This window comes from Streptomyces sp. JHA26 (genome assembly GCF_002005565.1).
Taxonomy (GTDB): Bacteria; Actinomycetota; Actinomycetes; order Streptomycetales; family Streptomycetaceae; genus Streptomyces.
Genome location: NZ_BDJC01000093.1, coordinates 1 through 16,184 on the forward strand (window position 1 = coordinate 1; position 16,184 = coordinate 16,184).

At 72.2% G+C, this 16,184-nt stretch carries 17 protein-coding genes and 1 pseudogene; 9 read left to right on the top strand and 9 right to left on the bottom strand.

Going from position 1 to position 16,184, the window contains the following annotated elements; translation table 11 throughout:
- Both JHAT_RS32100 and JHAT_RS32105 read left to right on the top strand, forming a co-directional pair.
- Window positions 1–293, top strand: a pseudogene (locus JHAT_RS32100) (hypothetical protein); the annotation flags it as partial.
- 184 nt (window positions 294–477) lie between these two features.
- Window positions 478–1,374 carry an alpha/beta fold hydrolase gene (locus JHAT_RS32105; protein ID WP_077801806.1) on the top strand — a complete coding sequence of 299 codons (897 nt, stop codon included), beginning with the start codon at window positions 478–480 and terminating at the stop codon, window positions 1,372–1,374.
- Here the strand turns inward: JHAT_RS32105 and JHAT_RS32110 are convergent.
- Complete coding sequence (locus tag JHAT_RS32110; protein ID WP_077801807.1) at window positions 1,371–2,276, bottom strand: NYN domain-containing protein; 906 nt, start codon at window positions 2,274–2,276, stop codon at window positions 1,371–1,373. The two genes, JHAT_RS32105 and JHAT_RS32110, sit on opposite strands and share 4 nt — an antisense overlap.
- 236 nt (window positions 2,277–2,512) lie before the next feature.
- Between JHAT_RS32110 and JHAT_RS32115 the strand changes: the two genes are divergently transcribed.
- Window positions 2,513–2,665 (top strand): hypothetical protein, encoded by a 153-nt coding sequence (locus JHAT_RS32115; protein WP_077801808.1) that lies wholly within the window; start codon window positions 2,513–2,515, stop codon window positions 2,663–2,665.
- 77 nt (window positions 2,666–2,742) lie between these two features.
- Here the strand turns inward: JHAT_RS32115 and JHAT_RS32120 are convergent, their stop codons facing one another.
- The 3 genes from JHAT_RS32120 to JHAT_RS32130 form a co-directional block, all read right to left on the bottom strand.
- A complete protein-coding gene (locus tag JHAT_RS32120) occupies window positions 2,743–3,348 on the bottom strand; it encodes a MarC family protein (RefSeq protein WP_077801809.1) in 606 nt (201 codons plus the stop codon).
- Window positions 3,349–3,525: 177 nt separating this feature from the next.
- Window positions 3,526–4,383, bottom strand: a complete 858-nt coding sequence (locus JHAT_RS32125; RefSeq protein ID WP_077801810.1) for a PHP domain-containing protein — start codon at window positions 4,381–4,383, stop codon at window positions 3,526–3,528.
- 146 nt (window positions 4,384–4,529) lie between these two features.
- Window positions 4,530–5,171, bottom strand: coding sequence for a DUF6758 family protein (locus JHAT_RS32130; protein ID WP_077801811.1), 642 nt, complete (start codon window positions 5,169–5,171; stop codon window positions 4,530–4,532).
- 158 nt (window positions 5,172–5,329) lie between these two features.
- Here JHAT_RS32130 and JHAT_RS32135 point away from each other — a divergent pair, with 158 nt between their 5' ends.
- Complete coding sequence (locus JHAT_RS32135; RefSeq protein WP_077801812.1) at window positions 5,330–6,589, top strand: MFS transporter; 1,260 nt, start codon at window positions 5,330–5,332, stop codon at window positions 6,587–6,589.
- A 22-nt stretch (window positions 6,590–6,611) separates the two neighbouring features.
- Here the strand turns inward: JHAT_RS32135 and JHAT_RS32140 are convergent, their stop codons facing one another.
- Window positions 6,612–7,208, bottom strand: a complete 597-nt coding sequence (locus tag JHAT_RS32140; protein WP_077801813.1) for a suppressor of fused domain protein — start codon at window positions 7,206–7,208, stop codon at window positions 6,612–6,614.
- Between the two features lie 537 nt (window positions 7,209–7,745).
- Here JHAT_RS32140 and JHAT_RS32145 point away from each other — a divergent pair.
- Together JHAT_RS32145 and JHAT_RS32150 are read left to right on the top strand one after the other, a co-directional pair.
- Window positions 7,746–8,861 carry a magnesium and cobalt transport protein CorA gene (locus tag JHAT_RS32145; RefSeq protein ID WP_077801814.1) on the top strand — a complete coding sequence of 372 codons (1,116 nt, stop codon included), beginning with the start codon at window positions 7,746–7,748 and terminating at the stop codon, window positions 8,859–8,861.
- 33 nt (window positions 8,862–8,894) lie between these two features.
- Window positions 8,895–9,416 (top strand): hypothetical protein, encoded by a 522-nt coding sequence (locus tag JHAT_RS32150; RefSeq protein ID WP_077801815.1) that lies wholly within the window; start codon window positions 8,895–8,897, stop codon window positions 9,414–9,416.
- Between the two features lie 116 nt (window positions 9,417–9,532).
- Here JHAT_RS32150 and JHAT_RS32155 read toward each other — a convergent pair whose 3' ends face one another.
- Window positions 9,533–10,270, bottom strand: coding sequence for a hypothetical protein (locus tag JHAT_RS32155; RefSeq protein ID WP_171991162.1), 738 nt, complete (start codon window positions 10,268–10,270; stop codon window positions 9,533–9,535).
- A 211-nt stretch (window positions 10,271–10,481) separates the two neighbouring features.
- Between JHAT_RS32155 and JHAT_RS32160 the strand changes: the two genes are divergently transcribed.
- From JHAT_RS32160 to JHAT_RS32170, 3 genes are read left to right on the top strand one after another with little or no spacing between them, the layout of a single operon-like run.
- A complete protein-coding gene (locus JHAT_RS32160; RefSeq protein WP_077801816.1) occupies window positions 10,482–11,780 on the top strand; it encodes a magnesium transporter MgtE N-terminal domain-containing protein in 1,299 nt (432 codons plus the stop codon).
- Window positions 11,770–12,372 (top strand): DUF1003 domain-containing protein, encoded by a 603-nt coding sequence (locus JHAT_RS32165; RefSeq protein ID WP_077801817.1) that lies wholly within the window; start codon window positions 11,770–11,772, stop codon window positions 12,370–12,372. The genes JHAT_RS32160 and JHAT_RS32165 overlap by 11 nt, the downstream gene beginning before the upstream one ends.
- Before the next feature lie 44 nt (window positions 12,373–12,416).
- Complete coding sequence (locus tag JHAT_RS32170) at window positions 12,417–13,550, top strand: Mrp/NBP35 family ATP-binding protein (protein ID WP_077801818.1); 1,134 nt, start codon at window positions 12,417–12,419, stop codon at window positions 13,548–13,550.
- Between the two features lie 66 nt (window positions 13,551–13,616).
- Here JHAT_RS32170 and JHAT_RS32175 read toward each other — a convergent pair whose 3' ends face one another.
- The 3 genes from JHAT_RS32175 to JHAT_RS32185 all read right to left on the bottom strand — a co-directional run.
- Complete coding sequence (locus JHAT_RS32175) at window positions 13,617–14,291, bottom strand: hypothetical protein (protein ID WP_171991163.1); 675 nt, start codon at window positions 14,289–14,291, stop codon at window positions 13,617–13,619.
- A 246-nt stretch (window positions 14,292–14,537) separates the two neighbouring features.
- Window positions 14,538–14,987 carry a sec-independent translocase gene (locus JHAT_RS32180; RefSeq protein ID WP_077801820.1) on the bottom strand — a complete coding sequence of 150 codons (450 nt, stop codon included), beginning with the start codon at window positions 14,985–14,987 and terminating at the stop codon, window positions 14,538–14,540.
- Window positions 14,988–15,146: 159 nt separating this feature from the next.
- On the bottom strand, window positions 15,147–16,184 hold a 1,038-nt coding region (locus tag JHAT_RS32185; RefSeq protein ID WP_143660563.1), incomplete at its 5' end, for a S1C family serine protease.

The following is a 16,184-nucleotide window of genomic DNA, read 5'->3' on the forward strand; positions in this document are numbered from 1 at the left end:
GCAAGACCGCGGCCGCCAAGGCGGAAGCCGCCGTCGACACGGCCGAGGCCACGGAGACCAAGCCGCGCCGCCGCACCCGCAAGGCCACCGAACCGGCCGAGGCCACCGCCGAGATCCCGGCTCAGGCCTCGCAGGAGCCGGAGGCCGCACCGCGGCGCCGGACCCGCAAGGCGGCCGCGGCTGCCGAGGCTCCCGCCGAGACCGCCGACGCGGCCGAGACGAAGCCGAAGGTCCGCCGTACCCGCAAGGCGGTCACGGCCGCCAAGCAGCCCGCGGAGTCGGCCGAGAGCTGATCCCGTCGCTCCGTCCGGCCGTCGGCCCGGTCCCGCCGCCCAGGCGGGGCCGGGCCGACGGCGTGTCGCCGCCCGCCGGCCGGGCGGGACGGCGGGGCCGGGGCCGGGGGTTACTCGCCCGCGGGCCGTGCGGGCCGTGCGGGCGGGGTCGGCCCCGCGGCCCGTCCCCGGATAACCTCTGCCCGTGAGCACGAACGCCTGTTTCACCCCGCCGCCCGACGCCCGCACGTACCGGCTGCGTACCGCGCGCGGTGAGTTCGCCGTCGTCGATTCGCCCGTGGCCGGCGGTGGGGCACCGAAGGGGGTCGTGCTGATGCTGCCCGGATTCACGGGCAGCAAGGAGGACTTCACGCTGCTGCACGAGCCGCTCGCCGCGCGCGGGTACCGTACGGTCGCCGTGGACGGGCGGGGACAGTACGAGACCGGCGGCCCCGAGCACGACGAGTCCGGCTACGCGCAGCCCGAGCTGGCCCGGGACGTCCTCGCGCAGGTCGCCGCGCTCGGGACGCCCGTGCACCTCGTCGGGCACTCGCTCGGCGGCCAGATCGCCCGTGCCGCCGTCCTGCTCGACCACTCCCCCTTCCTCTCCCTCACGCTGATGTCGTCGGGCCCGGCGCAGATCTCCGTCTCCCAGCAGCAGCGCGTGAAACTCCTGCGGGACGCGCTCGACACCATGACGATGGATCAGGTCTGGGAGGTGATGCAGACGATGGGGCCGCCCGAGGAGGCCGGCGCCCCGGTCCCCACCCACGGCCCGGACGCTCCGCAACGACTGCGTGAGCGCTGGCTGAGTACCCGCCCGGCCCAACTGCTCGCCACGGGACGCCAGTTGTGCAACGAGCCGGACCGTGTCACCGAGCTCGCCGCCGTGCCGCTGCCGTTCCACGTGCTGTCGGGCGTCCACGACGACACCTGGCCCGTGCCCCTCCTGGACGAGATGGCCGTACGGCTGGACGCGCGCCGGACCGTCGTCCCGGGGGCCGAGCACTCGCCCAACACGGACCAGCCGCTGCCGACCGCCCGCGCCCTGGCCGACTTCTGGGACGGCGTCCCCGCCCCGCGCCCCGACGACAGGCCCTAGTACTGCGCCCGCAGGTGCTCCCAGAAGCCGTCCCGCAGCGCCCGGCGCAGGTCGGCCTGGCCGCGCAGCGAGTACTGCAGCAGCCCTTCCGCCTCCACCAGCAGGTCCTGGTCCACCGAGCCGGGGAGGTAGGGGTGGCCGGGGAGCAGCTCCAGCAGGGTGTCGCGCCCCCGTGCCGCCAGCCACTTCGCCGCGATCTGGGCACCCACGAAGCGGACGTCCTCGCGGGCCGGCCGGGCCGCGCCCCCCGCTTCGAAGGCGTGCACCGTACGCCGGGAGACGTACGGCTTGAAGAAGTCGAGGTCGAAGGTGCGCTGGCTGTCGACCTCCCAGAGCAGCGGGTCGGCCTGGTTGCGGCCCTCGGGGGCCTCGACGCCCCACAGGTGGACGCGGGCGCCGTAGCCCTGGGCGGCCTCGACCGCCGACACCAGGTCCTCGTCGCCGCCGAGCAGTGCCGCGTCGCTGATGGCGCGGTACCGGGCGAGGGACTCCAGGTCGGAGCGGATGAGGGAGTCGACGCCCTTCTGCTGGTTGTTGGCGTTGAGGTTGCCCAGGCGGACCTTGACGTCCGGCAGCTCGGCGATGGACTGCTGCTCGGCGGTGTGGATGCGGCGCCGGGCGCCGTCGTACCAGTAGACCCGCAGCAGGCGGCTGTCCGCGAAGATCGTGCGGGCCTTGTCGATGAGGGCCTCGATCAGTCCTTCGGCGTCCAGGTCGAAGGCCCTGCGGTCCTCGGTCCCGGTGACCAGCCGCCCCGCCGCCGCGTAGAGGTACCCGGCGTCGACGAAGATCGCGTGGGTCGAGGGCGTCTTCGCCACCTCGACGAGCATGCGCTGGAGCAGCTCGTTGGTGCGGTCGATGCGGGCGTTCAGGGACGCGAGGTCGTCGTTCATCACGTCCATTGTCCCGGTGGTCACGCTGCGAACACAACCGGTCCCGGTCGGTCCCGTCCTGCTCGTCGATCACCCCGGCACGATCCCCTTACTCGTCAGTAATTAGTTGCTCGAAAAATTTCCTTAGCGTAGGGAATGTTCGCGGCGCGCAGTCGGTTGACCTGTACGGCGCCCCGGGCACCGATGACCCGGAAGCCCCACCAGTAGTTCTCCTCAGGAGGATGACCAGATCAAGGGAGAGGCCCATGCGTTTTGAAGTCATGCGACTCGACGACGTCGACGGAACGCCCGTGGACACCACCGTCGTGGACGCCGCCTCCGTGAACCGCATCGTTCAGCAGGCCGCCGCCGTCGGGCAGCGCCTGTGGATCCGCCCAGCCGACACCTCGGCCTCGTAACGCGGACCGTTCCCACGCCGCGAGCCCCCGTACGGCACCTCACCGGTGCCGTACGGGGGCTCTGTCGTGACCGGCGCTCACGCGCCCCGGATCACCTGGGTGACGCCGTTGATGATCTGCTGCACGGCGATCGCGGAGAGCATCATGCCCGCGAGGCGGGTCACCAGGACGACACCGCCGTCCTTGATCACGCGGATGATCAGCAGCGAGTACCGCATCACCAGCCACAGCACGACGTGGATGGCGAGGATCGCCGTCCAGACCGACACCTGCGAGGTCACGCCGTCGGCCTTCTGCACGGCCAGGATGACCGACACGATGGCGCCGGGCCCCGCCAGCAGCGGCATGCCCAGCGGCACCAGCGCGACGTTGACGTCCTTGGTCTGCTTGGGCTCGTCCGTCTTGCCGGTGAGCAGGTCGAGGGCGATCAGCAGGAGCAGCAGTCCGCCCGCGATCATCAGCGCGGGCACGGAGACGTGCAGGTAGCCCAGGATCTGGTGCCCGAGCACCCCGAACACGGCGATCACACCGCCGGCGACGCAGACGGCCTGGAAGGCCATCCGCTTCTGCACCTTGGCGGGCCGGCCGGCGGTCAGCGCGAGGAAGATCGGGGTGATCCCGGGGGGATCCATGATGACGAAAAGGGTCAGGAAGAGGGAGCCGAAGACGGCGAGGTCGAACATGAGCGTGACGAAGCCTTGCGAGGACAGGACCGACGAACGGTGCCGGAACGACGAACAGGGGTGGGCCGCCGAACGGTGTTGGACCGACGAACGGTGGTGAACCGGTGAACGGTGGTGAACCGGCGAGCAGGGCCGGAACGGGGACGGGGTGCGGGACCGGAACGGCCCGCGCGGGCCTCAGGCTCCGCCGGCCCCCGGCACGGGGAACGCCCCGTGCGCCCGCCGCGTGATCTCCCCGTACACCTCGGGGTCCGTCGTGTACTCGCCCAGCTCGCAGGTCTTCCGGCTGCCGTGGTAGTCGCTGGACCCGGTCACCAGGAGCCCCAGCTCCGCGGCGAGCCCGCGCAGTCGCGCCCGCGTCCGCGCGTCGTGGTCCATGTGGTCGACCTCGATGCCGTCCAGCCCGGCAGCGGCCAGCTCGGCGATGGCGGACTCCGGCACCGTACGGCCCCGCTTGGCGGCGGCCGGATGGGCGAACACCGCGACGCCGCCGGCGCCCTTGATCAGCCGGATCGCCTCGAAGGGGTCGGTCTCGTGCTTCTCCACGTAGGCCCGGCCGCCGTCGGCCAGCCAGTCCTCGGTGAAGGCGTCGCCCACGGTCGGCACGACGCCGAGCTCCACGAGCGCGGAGGCCACGTGCGGGCGCCCGACCGAGCCGTCGCCGGCGATCCGCGCGACCTGCTCCCAGGTGACGGGGACGCCCAGCTCGTTGAGCTTGGCGACCATGCCCCGGGCCCGCGGCACCCGGTCGTCCCGGACCAGCTCGCGCTCGGCGAGCAGAGCGGGCTCCTCGGGGTCGAAGAGGTAGGCCAGCATGTGCATGCTGATGCCGTCGAGGCGGCAGGAGAGCTCGGCGCCGGTGACCAGCGTCAGCCCCTCGGGCAGCGCCGCGACGGCCTCGGCGTGACCGCGGGTGGTGTCGTGGTCGGTCAGCGCGACGACGTCCAGTCCGGCAGCGGCGGCGTTGCGCACCAGCCGGGCCGGGGTGTCCGTGCCGTCGGACGCGGTGGAGTGGGTGTGCAGATCGATGCGCACGACGCTGACTCCAGGCGGTGACGGGACGGAGGGGGACGCTCAAGGATAACCGGAATTTCGTACCCCGATGTCACACCCGAAGCAGCCTCGCGCCCCCTACCTCCGCCCTGCCTCCACCCTGTCCGCACCCGCCTCCGGACCCCGCCCTACGGCTCGATCAGCCGCGGCGACAGGGCGCCGCACGGCACCAGGTCCACCTCGGCGCCGGCGTCCCGGAGGTCGGTCAGCACCAGCTCGTCGTACATGAGCAGCCCCGACTGCTCGGGCCACAGCACGGCCCACAGCCACACCCCGAGGGCCTCCCCGGCGAACACGGCGCGGTCGTCCGGGACGCCGGTGACGTGCCAGAGCGGGGTCGGGCGGCCGGCGGCGAGGACCTTGGCCTGCGGCGGCTTCTCGACGTCCAGATAGGGACCGGGGTCCGGGGCGTCGATGCCCGCGTACCGCGCGCCGAGTCCGACGCCCAGCTCCTCGGCCACCAGGATCAGCTCACCGGCACCGCCGAGCGGGCCCGGCCCCGAGCAGGCCACCGCCGTGGCCCGGCCGCCGCTGCGGTCGTCGCCCGCGCAGGCCACGCCGGTGAACAGCCAGCCGACCGGCAGGGGCCACGGCATCCACACCGGGACCTGGGTGCGGTGCACCACGACGCCGAGCGCCTCGACGCTGGGCGGTATCACGGGCTGCAGCGGATGCACCGTGCCGTGCGCGTCGCACTGCCAGGAATCGGCGAAGAGGCCGGGAGCCCTGACCCGGCCACCACACTTCGGGCAACTGGGTTCGCCCCTCATACAGCCCCACGGTCCTACCCTCGCTCCCCCACGTCAAGGACGATCACCCGTCCGGGCGGCGGACTCGCCGGGGAAATTTACATGCGTGTTGCACTAGTTAGCCTAGCTAACTTACTATGTGCATATACCAACCATCTCCTGTCGGCATTGGAGCAACCATGGACCCCTTCGACGCGGGTGCGGGCGGCATCCTGCGACAACCCAAGGCCGTGTGGGCGACCGCCGGTGCGTCCGTCGTCGCCTTCATGGGCATCGGGCTCGTCGACCCGATCCTGCCGTCCATCGCCAAGGGCCTGGACGCGAGCGCCAGCCAGGTCTCCCTCCTGTTCACCTCGTACTTCCTGATCACGGCTGTCGCCATGCTGGTCACGGGCTTCGTCTCCAGCCGCATCGGCGGACGCAGGACCCTGCTGCTCGGCCTCGCCCTCGTGGTCGTCTTCGCCGGGCTGGCGGGCACCTCCGACACGGTCGGCCAGCTCGTCGGCTACCGGGCCGGCTGGGGCCTCGGCAACGCCCTGTTCGTCTCGACGGCGCTCGCGGTCATCGTCGGCGCGGCGGCCGGCGGCAGCGCCGCGGCGATCCTGCTGTACGAGTCCGCCCTCGGCCTCGGCATGGCCTGCGGCCCCCTGGTGGGCGCACTGCTCGGCGACGCCAGCTGGCGCTACCCGTTCTTCGGCACCGCGTTCCTGATGGCGATCGGCTTCCTGTGCATCACGGTGTTCCTCAAGGAGCAGCCGAAGCCGGCCCGCAGGACCTCGCTGCTGGACCCGATCAGGGCCCTCGGCCACGGCGGTCTCGCCTCGGCGGCGGTCTCGGCGTTCTTCTACAACTACACGTTCTTCACCGTGCTGGCCTTCACGCCGTTCGTGCTGGACATGACCCCGTACAAGTCCGGTGCCGTGTTCTTCGCCTGGGGCGTGCTGCTCGCCGTCTTCTCGGTGCTCGTGGCGCCGCGCATGCAGGAGCGGTTCGGTTCGCTGAAGGTGCTCGGCGGCTCGCTGGTGCTGCTCGCCGCCGACGTGCTGGTCCTCGGGTACGGCGGCCACACCGCGGCGATCGTCTGCACGATCCTGTCCGGTGCCCTCATCGGCGTGAACAACACCGTGTACACCGAGCTGGCCCTCGGCGTGTCGGACGCGCCGCGTCCGGTGGCGAGCGCCGGGTACAACTTCGTGCGCTGGTTCGCGGCGGCCGCCGCTCCGTACTTCGCGCCGAAGATCGAGGAGTGGACCGACATCCACGTCCCGTTCGTGGTGGCCGCGGTCACCGCCGTACTGGGTGCCCTCGTGGTCCTCGTGCGGCGTCGCGCGCTCACCCTGCCCCACTCCCGGCCGCGCTCGAGCGGGGGGACCCCCGAGGCGCAGGGGCCTCAGCCGCGGCACGCGACCGAGGACGGTGTCGCCGTCTCCACCAACTGACGGACGAGGGCCGTGAGTTGCGTCACTCCAGCGGGACGGACCTGCGGGCCGGATCCCGCAGGTCCGTCCCGTGCGTCAGCCAGCGCTCCTGCAGCGCCTGGGCGCCGTGCACCCGCTTCCAGGCGGCCTCGTTCGGCGTCATCGGCAGCAGCGGCAGGAACCGCACGGGGTCCAGGGGCGCGTCCAGCTCCAGGTCCTCCACCAGGCCGCCCGGCTCGGCGACCAGCACCGAGGTGAACGGGGCGCCGGGCCACAGCGGCTCACCGACGTCCAGCGAGGCGCCGGGCGCCACGATCACGCCCTCGACCTGAGGGGACGCGGCGAGCACGGCCAGGGGCCGCAGCACCTTGCCGGTGTCGGCGAGGCCCGCCCGGACGGAGAGGACCAGCTCGGCGCGGGGCCCCTTGACCGGGTCGGCGAGCACCGCCGTGGGGTCGGCCATGGGCTGCGCGGACATGCCGAGGGTGGCGTAGCGCACGATGTCGCCCTCCGGGCCGCCGCCGGGGAAGCGCAGCACCTCGATGCGATCGGTGCCGAGGAAGGTGACCGCCGCGCGCGCGTCCGGTTCGCCCAGTGCCGTACGCAACCGGGCCTCGACCAGAGGAAGAACATCAGCCATGCGGCGAGCATAGAACTCGTCAGTACGTGGCAAAGCGGCGCCTTGACACGTCGAGTGACTGGTACTCTGGGCCAGCGGTTCTGGGCAGCACGCAGCTGGGGGTACCTCCCAGGCCCTCCAGGCACTGGGGGAGACGCGATCACGGCCCCGACGCTATGAACACTCCCCTACGGGGAACCCCTCCAAACAGGGGTATGGATCGTCCCTCACGAGGGACCGGCCGGAGGAGGTGGGCGGCATGGACCGAAGTCGACCGTGCAGTACCACTCGCTCTTCCGGCCGCTGACGCAGCTGCTCCGGTTCTTCCCGCCGCCGCTTCCCGCTCGCGCGCCTCTCCTCGGAAGAGCACTTCGTCTCGTTTTGCCTGATCTGCCTGCCTGCAACAGCAGCGCTGAATCAGCAGTGAAGCCGGCCACCGCGACGGTGCGGTGCCCCCCGCTTTGTGGACGCGCCGCGCACGCGTGATCTGGACGTCCTCATTCCGGGTGGTTCCACCCGTCGCCGGCACGCTCGCTGCCCGTCGCGAAGGAGCCTGCCATGTCGATGATCCGTGACCTGCGCGCCGCGGTCCGCCCGTCCCGCGTCTCTCTGCGCAAGGACAACGGCGCCTACGACACCACCCGCGACCCGGAGACCACCTCCGCCGTCGTCGACTGCGCCGTCTACCGCGACGGCACGCGCGTCGCGTCCGACGCGCCGCTCAGCCCGCAGCAGGCGATGCGGCAGGTCCGCCGCGACGGCGGCTTCGTCTGGATCGGCCTGCACGAGCCCACCGAGGACGAATTCGCCGGTATCGCCCGCGAGTTCGGGCTGCACCCGCTGGCCGTGGAGGACGCCGTCCAGGCCCACCAGCGGCCCAAGCTGGAGCGCTACGACGACTCCCTGTTCACCGTCTTCAAGACCATCCACTACGTCGACCACGACGAGCTCACCGCCAACAGCGAGGTCGTCGAGACCGGCGAGGTCATGTGCTTCACCGGGCGGGACTTCTTCATCACCGTCCGGCACGGCGGGCAGGGCTCCCTGCGCGCGCTGCGGCACCGGCTGCAGGACGACCCCGAGCTGCTGCTCAAGGGCCCCTCGGCGGTGCTGCACGCCATCGCCGACCACGTCGTCGACGGCTACATCGCGGTCGCCGACGCGGTGCAGGACGACATCGACGAGGTCGAGACGGAGGTGTTCTCGCCGGGCCGCAAGGGCACGCCGCGCGGTACGGACGCCGGCCGGATCTACCAACTCAAGCGCGAGGTACTGGAGTTCAAGCGGGCGGTGGCGCCGCTGCTGCGGCCCATGCAGCTGCTCAGCGAGCGTCCGATGCGGCTGATCGACCCGGAGATCCAGAAGTACTTCCGGGACGTCGCCGACCACGTGGCGCGGGTGCAGGAGCAGGTCATCGGCTTCGACGAGCTGCTGAACTCCATCCTCCAGGCCAACCTGGCCCAGGCGTCCGTCGCGCAGAACGAGGACATGCGCAAGATCACCTCGTGGGCGGCGATCATCGCCGTGCCGACGATGGTGTGCGGGGTGTACGGCATGAACTTCGACTACATGCCGGAGACGCACTGGAAGTTCGGCTACCCGCTGGTCCTGTCCGTCACGGTCGCGCTCTGCCTGGGCATCCACCGCACGCTCAAGCGCAACGGCTGGCTCTGAAGCGGCCCCCGGGCGCCTGGATAGGCTGACCGCATGACAAGCGAGCTGCTCGACCAGGCCCTCGTCGAGGAGGCCACGAAGAAGTCCGGCCTCATCTGGGTCAGGGGCCCCGGGACGCCCGCCCGTGCGCTCTGGCACGTCTGGCACGAGGGCGCGGCCTGCGTCGTCGGCGACGGGCCCGGTGAGCAGCCGCTGCCGGGTCTGGCCGACGGGGCCGCGGCCGAGGTGACGGTGCGCAGCAAGGACAAGGGGGGCCGGCTGGTCTCCTGGGCGGCGAGGGTCGTGGAGCTGCCGTCCGGCTCCGAGGCGTGGCAGGCCGCGGTCGCCGACCTCAAGGGCAAGCGGCTGAACGCCCCGGACGGGGAGGCGATGACCGACCGCTGGGCCCGGGAGTGCCGGGTGCTGCGCCTGGAGCCGACGGGGACGCTCGCGCCGCTGCCCGACGGTTCGCTGGCCGAGGCACCGCTCCCGAGCCCGGCGACGACGCGCGCACCGGTCCCGGCGGGCCTGCCGCGCCTGCTGCTGAAGCGCCGGAGGAAGAGCCGGCGCGGCTAGGACCTGTCGTTCGGACCGGACCGGCTCCGGGCGGCGTGGTACCCCGCGGCCCCGTGCCCCGCGGCCCCGGCAGGATCCGAACGGCGTCCCCCTCGACGGCCCGGGGACCCGGCGTCCTAGGACGCCGGCAGTTGCTTGCCGTAGTCCAGGGTCTCGTCCTTGGGCGGTGCCGTGAGCGCGAAGTCCTTGTTCCAGTCGGAGAAGCTGAGCGTGCCCGCGCTGCCCGCCCGCACCAGACGCAGCGGGTAGGGCGTGCCCTCCAGGGAGACGTCCAGCGAGCCGCCGGAGCCCTGGTCGCCGGTGATGCGGACGGTGCGCACGCCGTCCTGCTCGTGCCGGCCGTCCGTCTCGACCGTGCCGTGCAGGGTGAGCAGCCCGTCGAGGAGGACGTCCTTGTCCGTGAAGCCGCTGAACTTCTGGTACGAGGGGTCGCCCTTCGGTACCTTCACGTACTTGCCGGCGAGCTTGTCGGCGGCCGCCGCGTCGCCGCCGTCGTGGCTCCAGAACCCGGCGTCGGCCTTGAGGAAGAGCTGGTCGCCGACCCTCAGCAGCCGGAAGGTCGCCCCCTCGGCGGCGACCGACCCGGTGCCGCCGTCGGACTTCAAGCGCATGTCGAGGGTGTACGTGCTGCCGCCGGCGGCCACCGTGCCGTGCAGCCGGACCGCGCGGGCGGTCTCGGCGGCCGCACGCGTCCTGGCGTGGATCTTCTCGGCCGGCAGCTTGCCCACCCCGTTGGTGCCCGCGTCCGGGTCCTCGCTGCTGCATCCCGTCAGCCCCGCCCCCGTCACGGTCAGGGCGCACACCGCACCCAGCCAGGCGGCCCTGCGGATTCGGCGCCGGGGAGTCACGGTCACAGGTGGAGCTGCCTTTCTGACGGGGTCCAAGCGGCGTACCGCAGCGTACCGGGGACGAACGCGGCGACCGGCGCCGGTCCGTCCGGACCGGCCGCCAGGGCGGACCGGTGCGGGACGGGCTAGCCTGAAGGCCGTCCGAGCGGGCAATCCGGAAAAGAGACTCCGTACGACACACCTCTCACGGACTGACTGACGAAAAGGAGCCGCGGCCATGGCAGCGGGCGCCCCCCGGATCTTCGTCTCGCACCTCTCCGGCATCGCCGTCTTCGACCCGGCCGGCGACCAGGTGGGACGGGTGCGCGACCTGGTCGTCATGCTCCGCGTCGGCCGCAAGCCCCCACGGGTGCTGGGCCTGGTCGTCGAACTGTCCACCCGCCGCCGCATCTTCCTGCCGATGACCCGGGTCACCGGGATCGACTCCGGACAGGTCATCACGACCGGTGTGCTCAACGTCCGCCGCTTCGAGCAGCGGCCCACCGAGCGCCTCGTCTTCGGCGAGCTGCTCGACCGGCGGGTCACCCTCGCCGAGACCGGCGAGGAGGTCACCGTCCTGGACCTGTCGGTGCAGCAGCTGCCGGCCCGCCGGGACTGGGAGATCGACAAGGTGTTCGTCCGCAAGGGCAGGAAGGGCGGCGCGTTCCGGCGCAACAGGGGCGAGACGCTGACCGTGGAGTGGTCCGGCGTCACCGGCTTCTCGCTGGAGGAGCACGGGCAGGGCGCCGAGAGCCTGCTCGCCACGTTCGAGCAGCTGCGCCCCGCCGACCTCGCCAACGTGCTGCACCACCTGTCCGCCAAGCGCCGCGCCGAGGTCGCCGCCGCCCTCGACGACGACCGCCTGGCCGACGTGCTGGAGGAGCTGCCCGAGGACGACCAGATCGAGATCCTCGGCAAGCTCAAGGAGGAACGCGCCGCGGACGTGCTGGAGGCGATGGACCCCGACGACGCGGCCGACCTGCTCGGCGAGCTGCCGGAGGCGGACAAGGAACGCCTGCTGAGCCTGATGCAGCCCGGCGACGCGGCCGACATGCGGCGCCTGATGGCGTACGAGGAGCACACGGCCGGCGGTCTGATGACGACCGAGCCGATCGTGCTGCGGCCCGACGCCACCGTCGCCGACGCCCTGGCCCGCATCCGCAATCCCGACCTGTCGCCGGCGCACGCCGCGCAGATCTACGTCTGCCGCCCGCCCGAGGAGACCCCGACCGGCAAGTACCTGGGCACGGTCCACTTCCAGCGCCTGCTGCGCGACCCCCCGTACACGCTGGTCGGGTCGATGCTGGACGACGACCTCCAGCCCCTGGAGCCGGACGCCGCGCTGCCCGTGGTCGCCGGGTTCTTCGCCACGTACGACATGGTGGCGGCGCCCGTCGTCGACGAGTCCGGGTCGCTGCTCGGCGCGATCACCGTGGACGACGTGCTGGACCACATGCTGCCCGACGACTGGCGGGAGACCGAGTACCACCTCGACGAGACGGCCGGGGAGAGGGAGGTGAGTGCCGATGGCGCCTGAGCGCGAGACGACGGCCCGTGAGCGCGTGGTGTCGGGGGCCACCGCCGCCTCCCGTCCCCGCGGCGCCCGCCTGGACCAGCCCCGGCCGCCCCGGCGCCGTCTCCTGCCCGAGTGGGACCCGGAGGCCTTCGGACGGCTGTCGGAGCGCATCGCGCGCTTCCTGGGCACCGGGCGGTTCATCGTCTGGATGACGGTCGTCATCATCGTCTGGGTGCTGTGGAACGTGTCCGCACCGGGCCCGCTGCGCTTCGACGAGTACCCGTTCATCTTCCTGACGCTGGCCCTGTCGCTGCAGGCCTCCTACGCGGCCCCGCTGATCCTGCTCGCGCAGAACCGGCAGGACGACCGGGACCGGGTCAACCTGGAGCAGGACCGCAAGCAGAACGAGCGGTCGATCGCCGACACCGAGTACCTGACCAGGGAGATCGCCGCCCTGCGCATCGGGCTCGGCGAGGTCGCCACCCGCGACTGGATCCGCTCCGAGCTCCAGGACCTGATCAAGGAGATGGAGGAGCGGCAGGACGGTCACCGGCACGGCGACGGGGTATTCCCGGCGGATCGGTCCACCGGGCGTGACGTACACGACCGCTGACGGGGCTTTCCGTGCCCCGTGGGTGGCGCCGTACCATCGTGTCCATGGCTACGGAAGACGCGGTGCGCGAGGCACTGGCGACGGTGAACGACCCCGAGATCAACCGGCCCATCACCGAACTCGGGATGGTCAAGTCCGTGGAGATCGGCGCGGACGGAGCGGTCGCGGTCGCCGTGTACCTGACGGTCTCCGGCTGTCCCATGCGGGACACCATCACGCAGCGGGTGACCGACGCGGTCTCGCAGGTCGAGGGCGTCACGCGGGTCGACGTCGAGCTGGACGTGATGAGCGACGAGCAGCGCCGTGAGCTGGCCTCCGCGCTGCGCGGCGGCCAGGCCGAGCGCGAGGTGCCCTTCGCCAAGCCGGGCAGCCTGACCCGGGTGTACGCGGTCGCCTCCGGCAAGGGCGGCGTCGGCAAGTCCTCGGTGACGGTGAACCTGGCGGCGGCGATGGCGGCCGACGGTCTGAAGGTCGGTGTCGTCGACGCCGACATCTACGGTCACTCCGTGCCGCGCATGCTGGGCGCGGACGGGCGGCCCACCCAGGTCGAGAACATGATCATGCCGCCTTCGGCCAACGGCGTGAAGGTCATCTCGATCGGCATGTTCACCCCGGGCAACGCGCCGGTCGTCTGGCGCGGCCCGATGCTGCACCGCGCGCTCCAGCAGTTCCTGGCGGACGTGTACTGGGGCGACCTGGACGTCCTGCTCCTCGACCTGCCGCCCGGCACCGGCGACATCGCGATCTCCGTCGCGCAGCTGGTCCCGAACGCCGAGATCCTCGTCGTGACGACCCCCCAGCAGGCCGCCGCGGAGGTGGCGGAGCGGGCCGGCGCCATCGCCGTGCAGACCCACCAGAAGATCGTCGGCGTGGTCGAGAACATGGCGGGCCTGCCCTGCCCGCACTGCGGCGAGATGGTCGACGTGTTCGGCACGGGCGGCGGTCAGCTGGTCGCCGACGGCCTGACCCGCACGACCGGCGCCTCGGTCCCGGTCCTCGGCTCCATCCCGATCGACGTGCGGCTGCGCGAGGGCGGCGACGACGGCAAGCCGGTGGTCCTGTCCGACCCCGAGTCCCCGGCGGGCGCGGCGCTGCGCGCGATCGCGGGCAAGCTGGGCGGCCGTCAGCGCGGCCTGTCGGGGCTGTCGCTGGGGATCACGCCGAAGAACAAGTTCTGACGTCGCGCACCGGCACGGGGCGCCGTCCTGCGGGACGGCGCCCCGTGCCGTACGCCCGGCCGTCGGTCAGCCGTCGTAGGCGGTGATGTCCTTGACCACGGAGAAGGCGAGCCCGTAGGCGCTCATGCCCCGGCCGTACGCCCCGAGGTGGACGCCCCGGTCGGTGGAGCCGGCGAGCACCCAGCCGAACTCGGACTCCCGGTAGTGGAAGGACGTCGGCACGCCGTCCACGGGCAGGGACAGCGTCGTCCAGGCCTCCCCGTCGAGGTCGTCGGCCAGCACCCACGCGGTCTCGGTCTGCTGCTCCAGCCAGTCGTCGCGCAGGGAGTGGTCCATCTGGCCGGGCCAGGTGAAGGACAGCAGGCCCACACCGGCGAGCCACGCCGCCGAGGACACCGAGGTGGCCTCCAGCAGGCCCGTGCCGTCGGCACTGCGCCGGTCGGGGTTGGCGGCCACCGTCACGACCACCGCGAACTTCTCCTTGGCGTCCTGCTCGTCGCCCGCCACGTGCTCGTTGCGCACCGACGGTTCGTCGCCGTGCCCGATCGAGCCGTGTTCCACGGCCCCGTCGGCCGCCGTGCCGACCTGCATCAGCCAGCGCCGGCCCGTGAACGCCTCGTCGAGGCCGTACCACGGGAACCGCGCCCGCAGATAGCCGTCGACCGTACGCCGGGCGGAGGGGACTGGCTGTCCGTCCTCCGCGGCCGGCGCCTGCGCGACCGCCGCGTTCGTCGTCTCCATGTGCCCGGACGCCTCCTCGCTCTCGTCGGAGCGGATCGGCCCACCCCCCTTCGGGCGCACTCGTCCGCTCCGCGCAACAACTCGGCAGCATAACCACACCTGTGCGGGCAGCCGGGAAAGCGCCCGGCGCGTGAGCCCGGCCGGCGCCGCGATCGGGTCGCATGCGACCGGTTCGGAGTATGAGACGCGTCACGTACGGCGGCGGCGCGGGTGCCCGCCCCCCCTACGGCAGCCCGCGGGCCGGACTCAGGTGGCGTCGACGTCGAACGGCGGGCGGTCGTCGAGGGCGGGGGCTCCGGGCTTCTTGGACATGTCGATCTTCTTGGTCATGTCGATGGCACCGCCCGAGGAGGTGGACGACGACGCCTCCGGCTCGCGGCCGTGGACCGCGTCGGCGAGCTCGGTCATGTCCTTCTTCATGTCGAAGCTGTTGCGGATCTCCTTGAGCCCCAGCTCGTCGTTGTCCAACTGCTTGCGGATGAACGTCTTGGGGTTGAGGTCCTCGAACTCGAAGTCCTTGAACTCGGGGCCCAGCTCCTCCCGGATCTCCCGCTTGGCGCTGTCCGAGAACTCCCGGATCTTCCGGAGGGTCCGCGACACGTCCTGGATGACCTTCGGGAGCTTGTGCGGACCGAACACGAGCACGGCGAGGATCACGAGCGTGACCAGCTCGAGTGCGCCTATGTCATTGAACACCTGAAGCTCCTTGGGATGTCCGGGCCGCAACCACGGTACCCGCCGATCCTGTCCGGCCGGTACTGTCCCGTGACCACCGACCGCGCGTATGCGGGCGCTTTCCGCATTGTTTGCCTTCCCGACTCCCCTTTCCCGGCCGTACGGGCCCGCCCGGGCGGTTCAGTCCCCGCCGGAGGAGCCGAGCACCAACGAGACGTTCGTCTCCCTGCCGTCGCGCTCCACGGTCAGCTCCAGGCGGTCGCCGGGGCGGTGGGCGCGGGTCTTGACGATGAGCTCCTCACCGGAGTGCACGCGCCGGCCGTCGACCTCGGTGATCACGTCCCCGGCCTCGAGGCCGGCGTCGGCGCCGGGCCCGCCCGCGGTGACCGGGGGTCCGCCGTCGCTGCCCCGCGTGCCCACGCGGGCGCCGTCGCCGGTGTAGCCCATGTCGAGGGTGATGCCGATGACCGGGTGGGTCGCCCGGCCCGTGTTGATCAGTTCCTCGGCGACGCGCTTGCCCTGGTTGATGGGGATGGCGAAGCCCAGGCCTATGGAGCCGGCCTGGCCGCCGTCGGAGCCGGTGCCGCCGCCGTCGGCCGACCGGATGGCGGAGTTGATGCCGATGGCCCGGCCCCGGGAGTCCAGGAGGGGGCCGCCGGAGTTGCCGGGGTTGATGGGCGCGTCGGTCTGCAGGGCGTCGACGTACGACACGTCGCTGCCGTCGCTCTCCTCGCCGCCGGCCGTGATGGGCCGCTCCTTGGCGCTGATGATGCCGGAGGTGACCGTGCCGGCCAGGTCGAAGGGGGCGCCGATGGCGACGACGGGGTCGCCCACCTGCACGTTGTCGGAGTTGCCGAGCGGCATGGGGGTGAGCCCCTCGACCCCCTCCACCTTCACCACGGCGAGGTCGTACCCGCTGTCGCGGCCGACGACCGTGGCCTCGGCGGTGTCGCCGCTGTTGAAGGTCACGGTGATCTCGCCGCCGTTCCCGGCGGGCTCCACGACGTGGTTGTTGGTGAGGATGTGGCCGCGTCCGTCGAGGACGAAGCCGGTGCCGGTGCCCGCCGCGTCGCTGCCGCTCACGTGCAGGGTCACCACGCTGGGCAGGGCCCGCGCGGCGATCCCGGCGATGCTGTCCGGGGCCCGGCCGGCCGGTTCCTTCCCGGCCTGCGGCAGCTCCACGGTCCCCATGCCGCCGTGCCGCTCCAGGTAGACCCC

Coding starts and splice junctions, on each gene's coding strand:
- JHAT_RS32110 (WP_077801807.1), bottom strand. CDS start 2,276: ATGGACGTGATGAACGACGACCTCGCGTCCCTGAACGCCCGCATCGAC.
- JHAT_RS32115 (WP_077801808.1), top strand. CDS start 2,513: ATGCGTTTTGAAGTCATGCGACTCGACGACGTCGACGGAACGCCCGTG.
- JHAT_RS32120 (WP_077801809.1), bottom strand. CDS start 3,348: ATGTTCGACCTCGCCGTCTTCGGCTCCCTCTTCCTGACCCTTTTCGTC.
- JHAT_RS32130 (WP_077801811.1), bottom strand. CDS start 5,171: ATGAGGGGCGAACCCAGTTGCCCGAAGTGTGGTGGCCGGGTCAGGGCT.
- JHAT_RS32135 (WP_077801812.1), top strand. CDS start 5,330: ATGGACCCCTTCGACGCGGGTGCGGGCGGCATCCTGCGACAACCCAAG.
- JHAT_RS32140 (WP_077801813.1), bottom strand. CDS start 7,208: ATGGCTGATGTTCTTCCTCTGGTCGAGGCCCGGTTGCGTACGGCACTG.
- JHAT_RS32145 (WP_077801814.1), top strand. CDS start 7,746: ATGTCGATGATCCGTGACCTGCGCGCCGCGGTCCGCCCGTCCCGCGTC.
- JHAT_RS32150 (WP_077801815.1), top strand. CDS start 8,895: ATGACAAGCGAGCTGCTCGACCAGGCCCTCGTCGAGGAGGCCACGAAG.
- JHAT_RS32160 (WP_077801816.1), top strand. CDS start 10,482: ATGGCAGCGGGCGCCCCCCGGATCTTCGTCTCGCACCTCTCCGGCATC.
- JHAT_RS32165 (WP_077801817.1), top strand. CDS start 11,770: ATGGCGCCTGAGCGCGAGACGACGGCCCGTGAGCGCGTGGTGTCGGGG.
- JHAT_RS32170 (WP_077801818.1), top strand. CDS start 12,417: ATGGCTACGGAAGACGCGGTGCGCGAGGCACTGGCGACGGTGAACGAC.
- JHAT_RS32175 (WP_171991163.1), bottom strand. CDS start 14,291: ATGGAGACGACGAACGCGGCGGTCGCGCAGGCGCCGGCCGCGGAGGAC.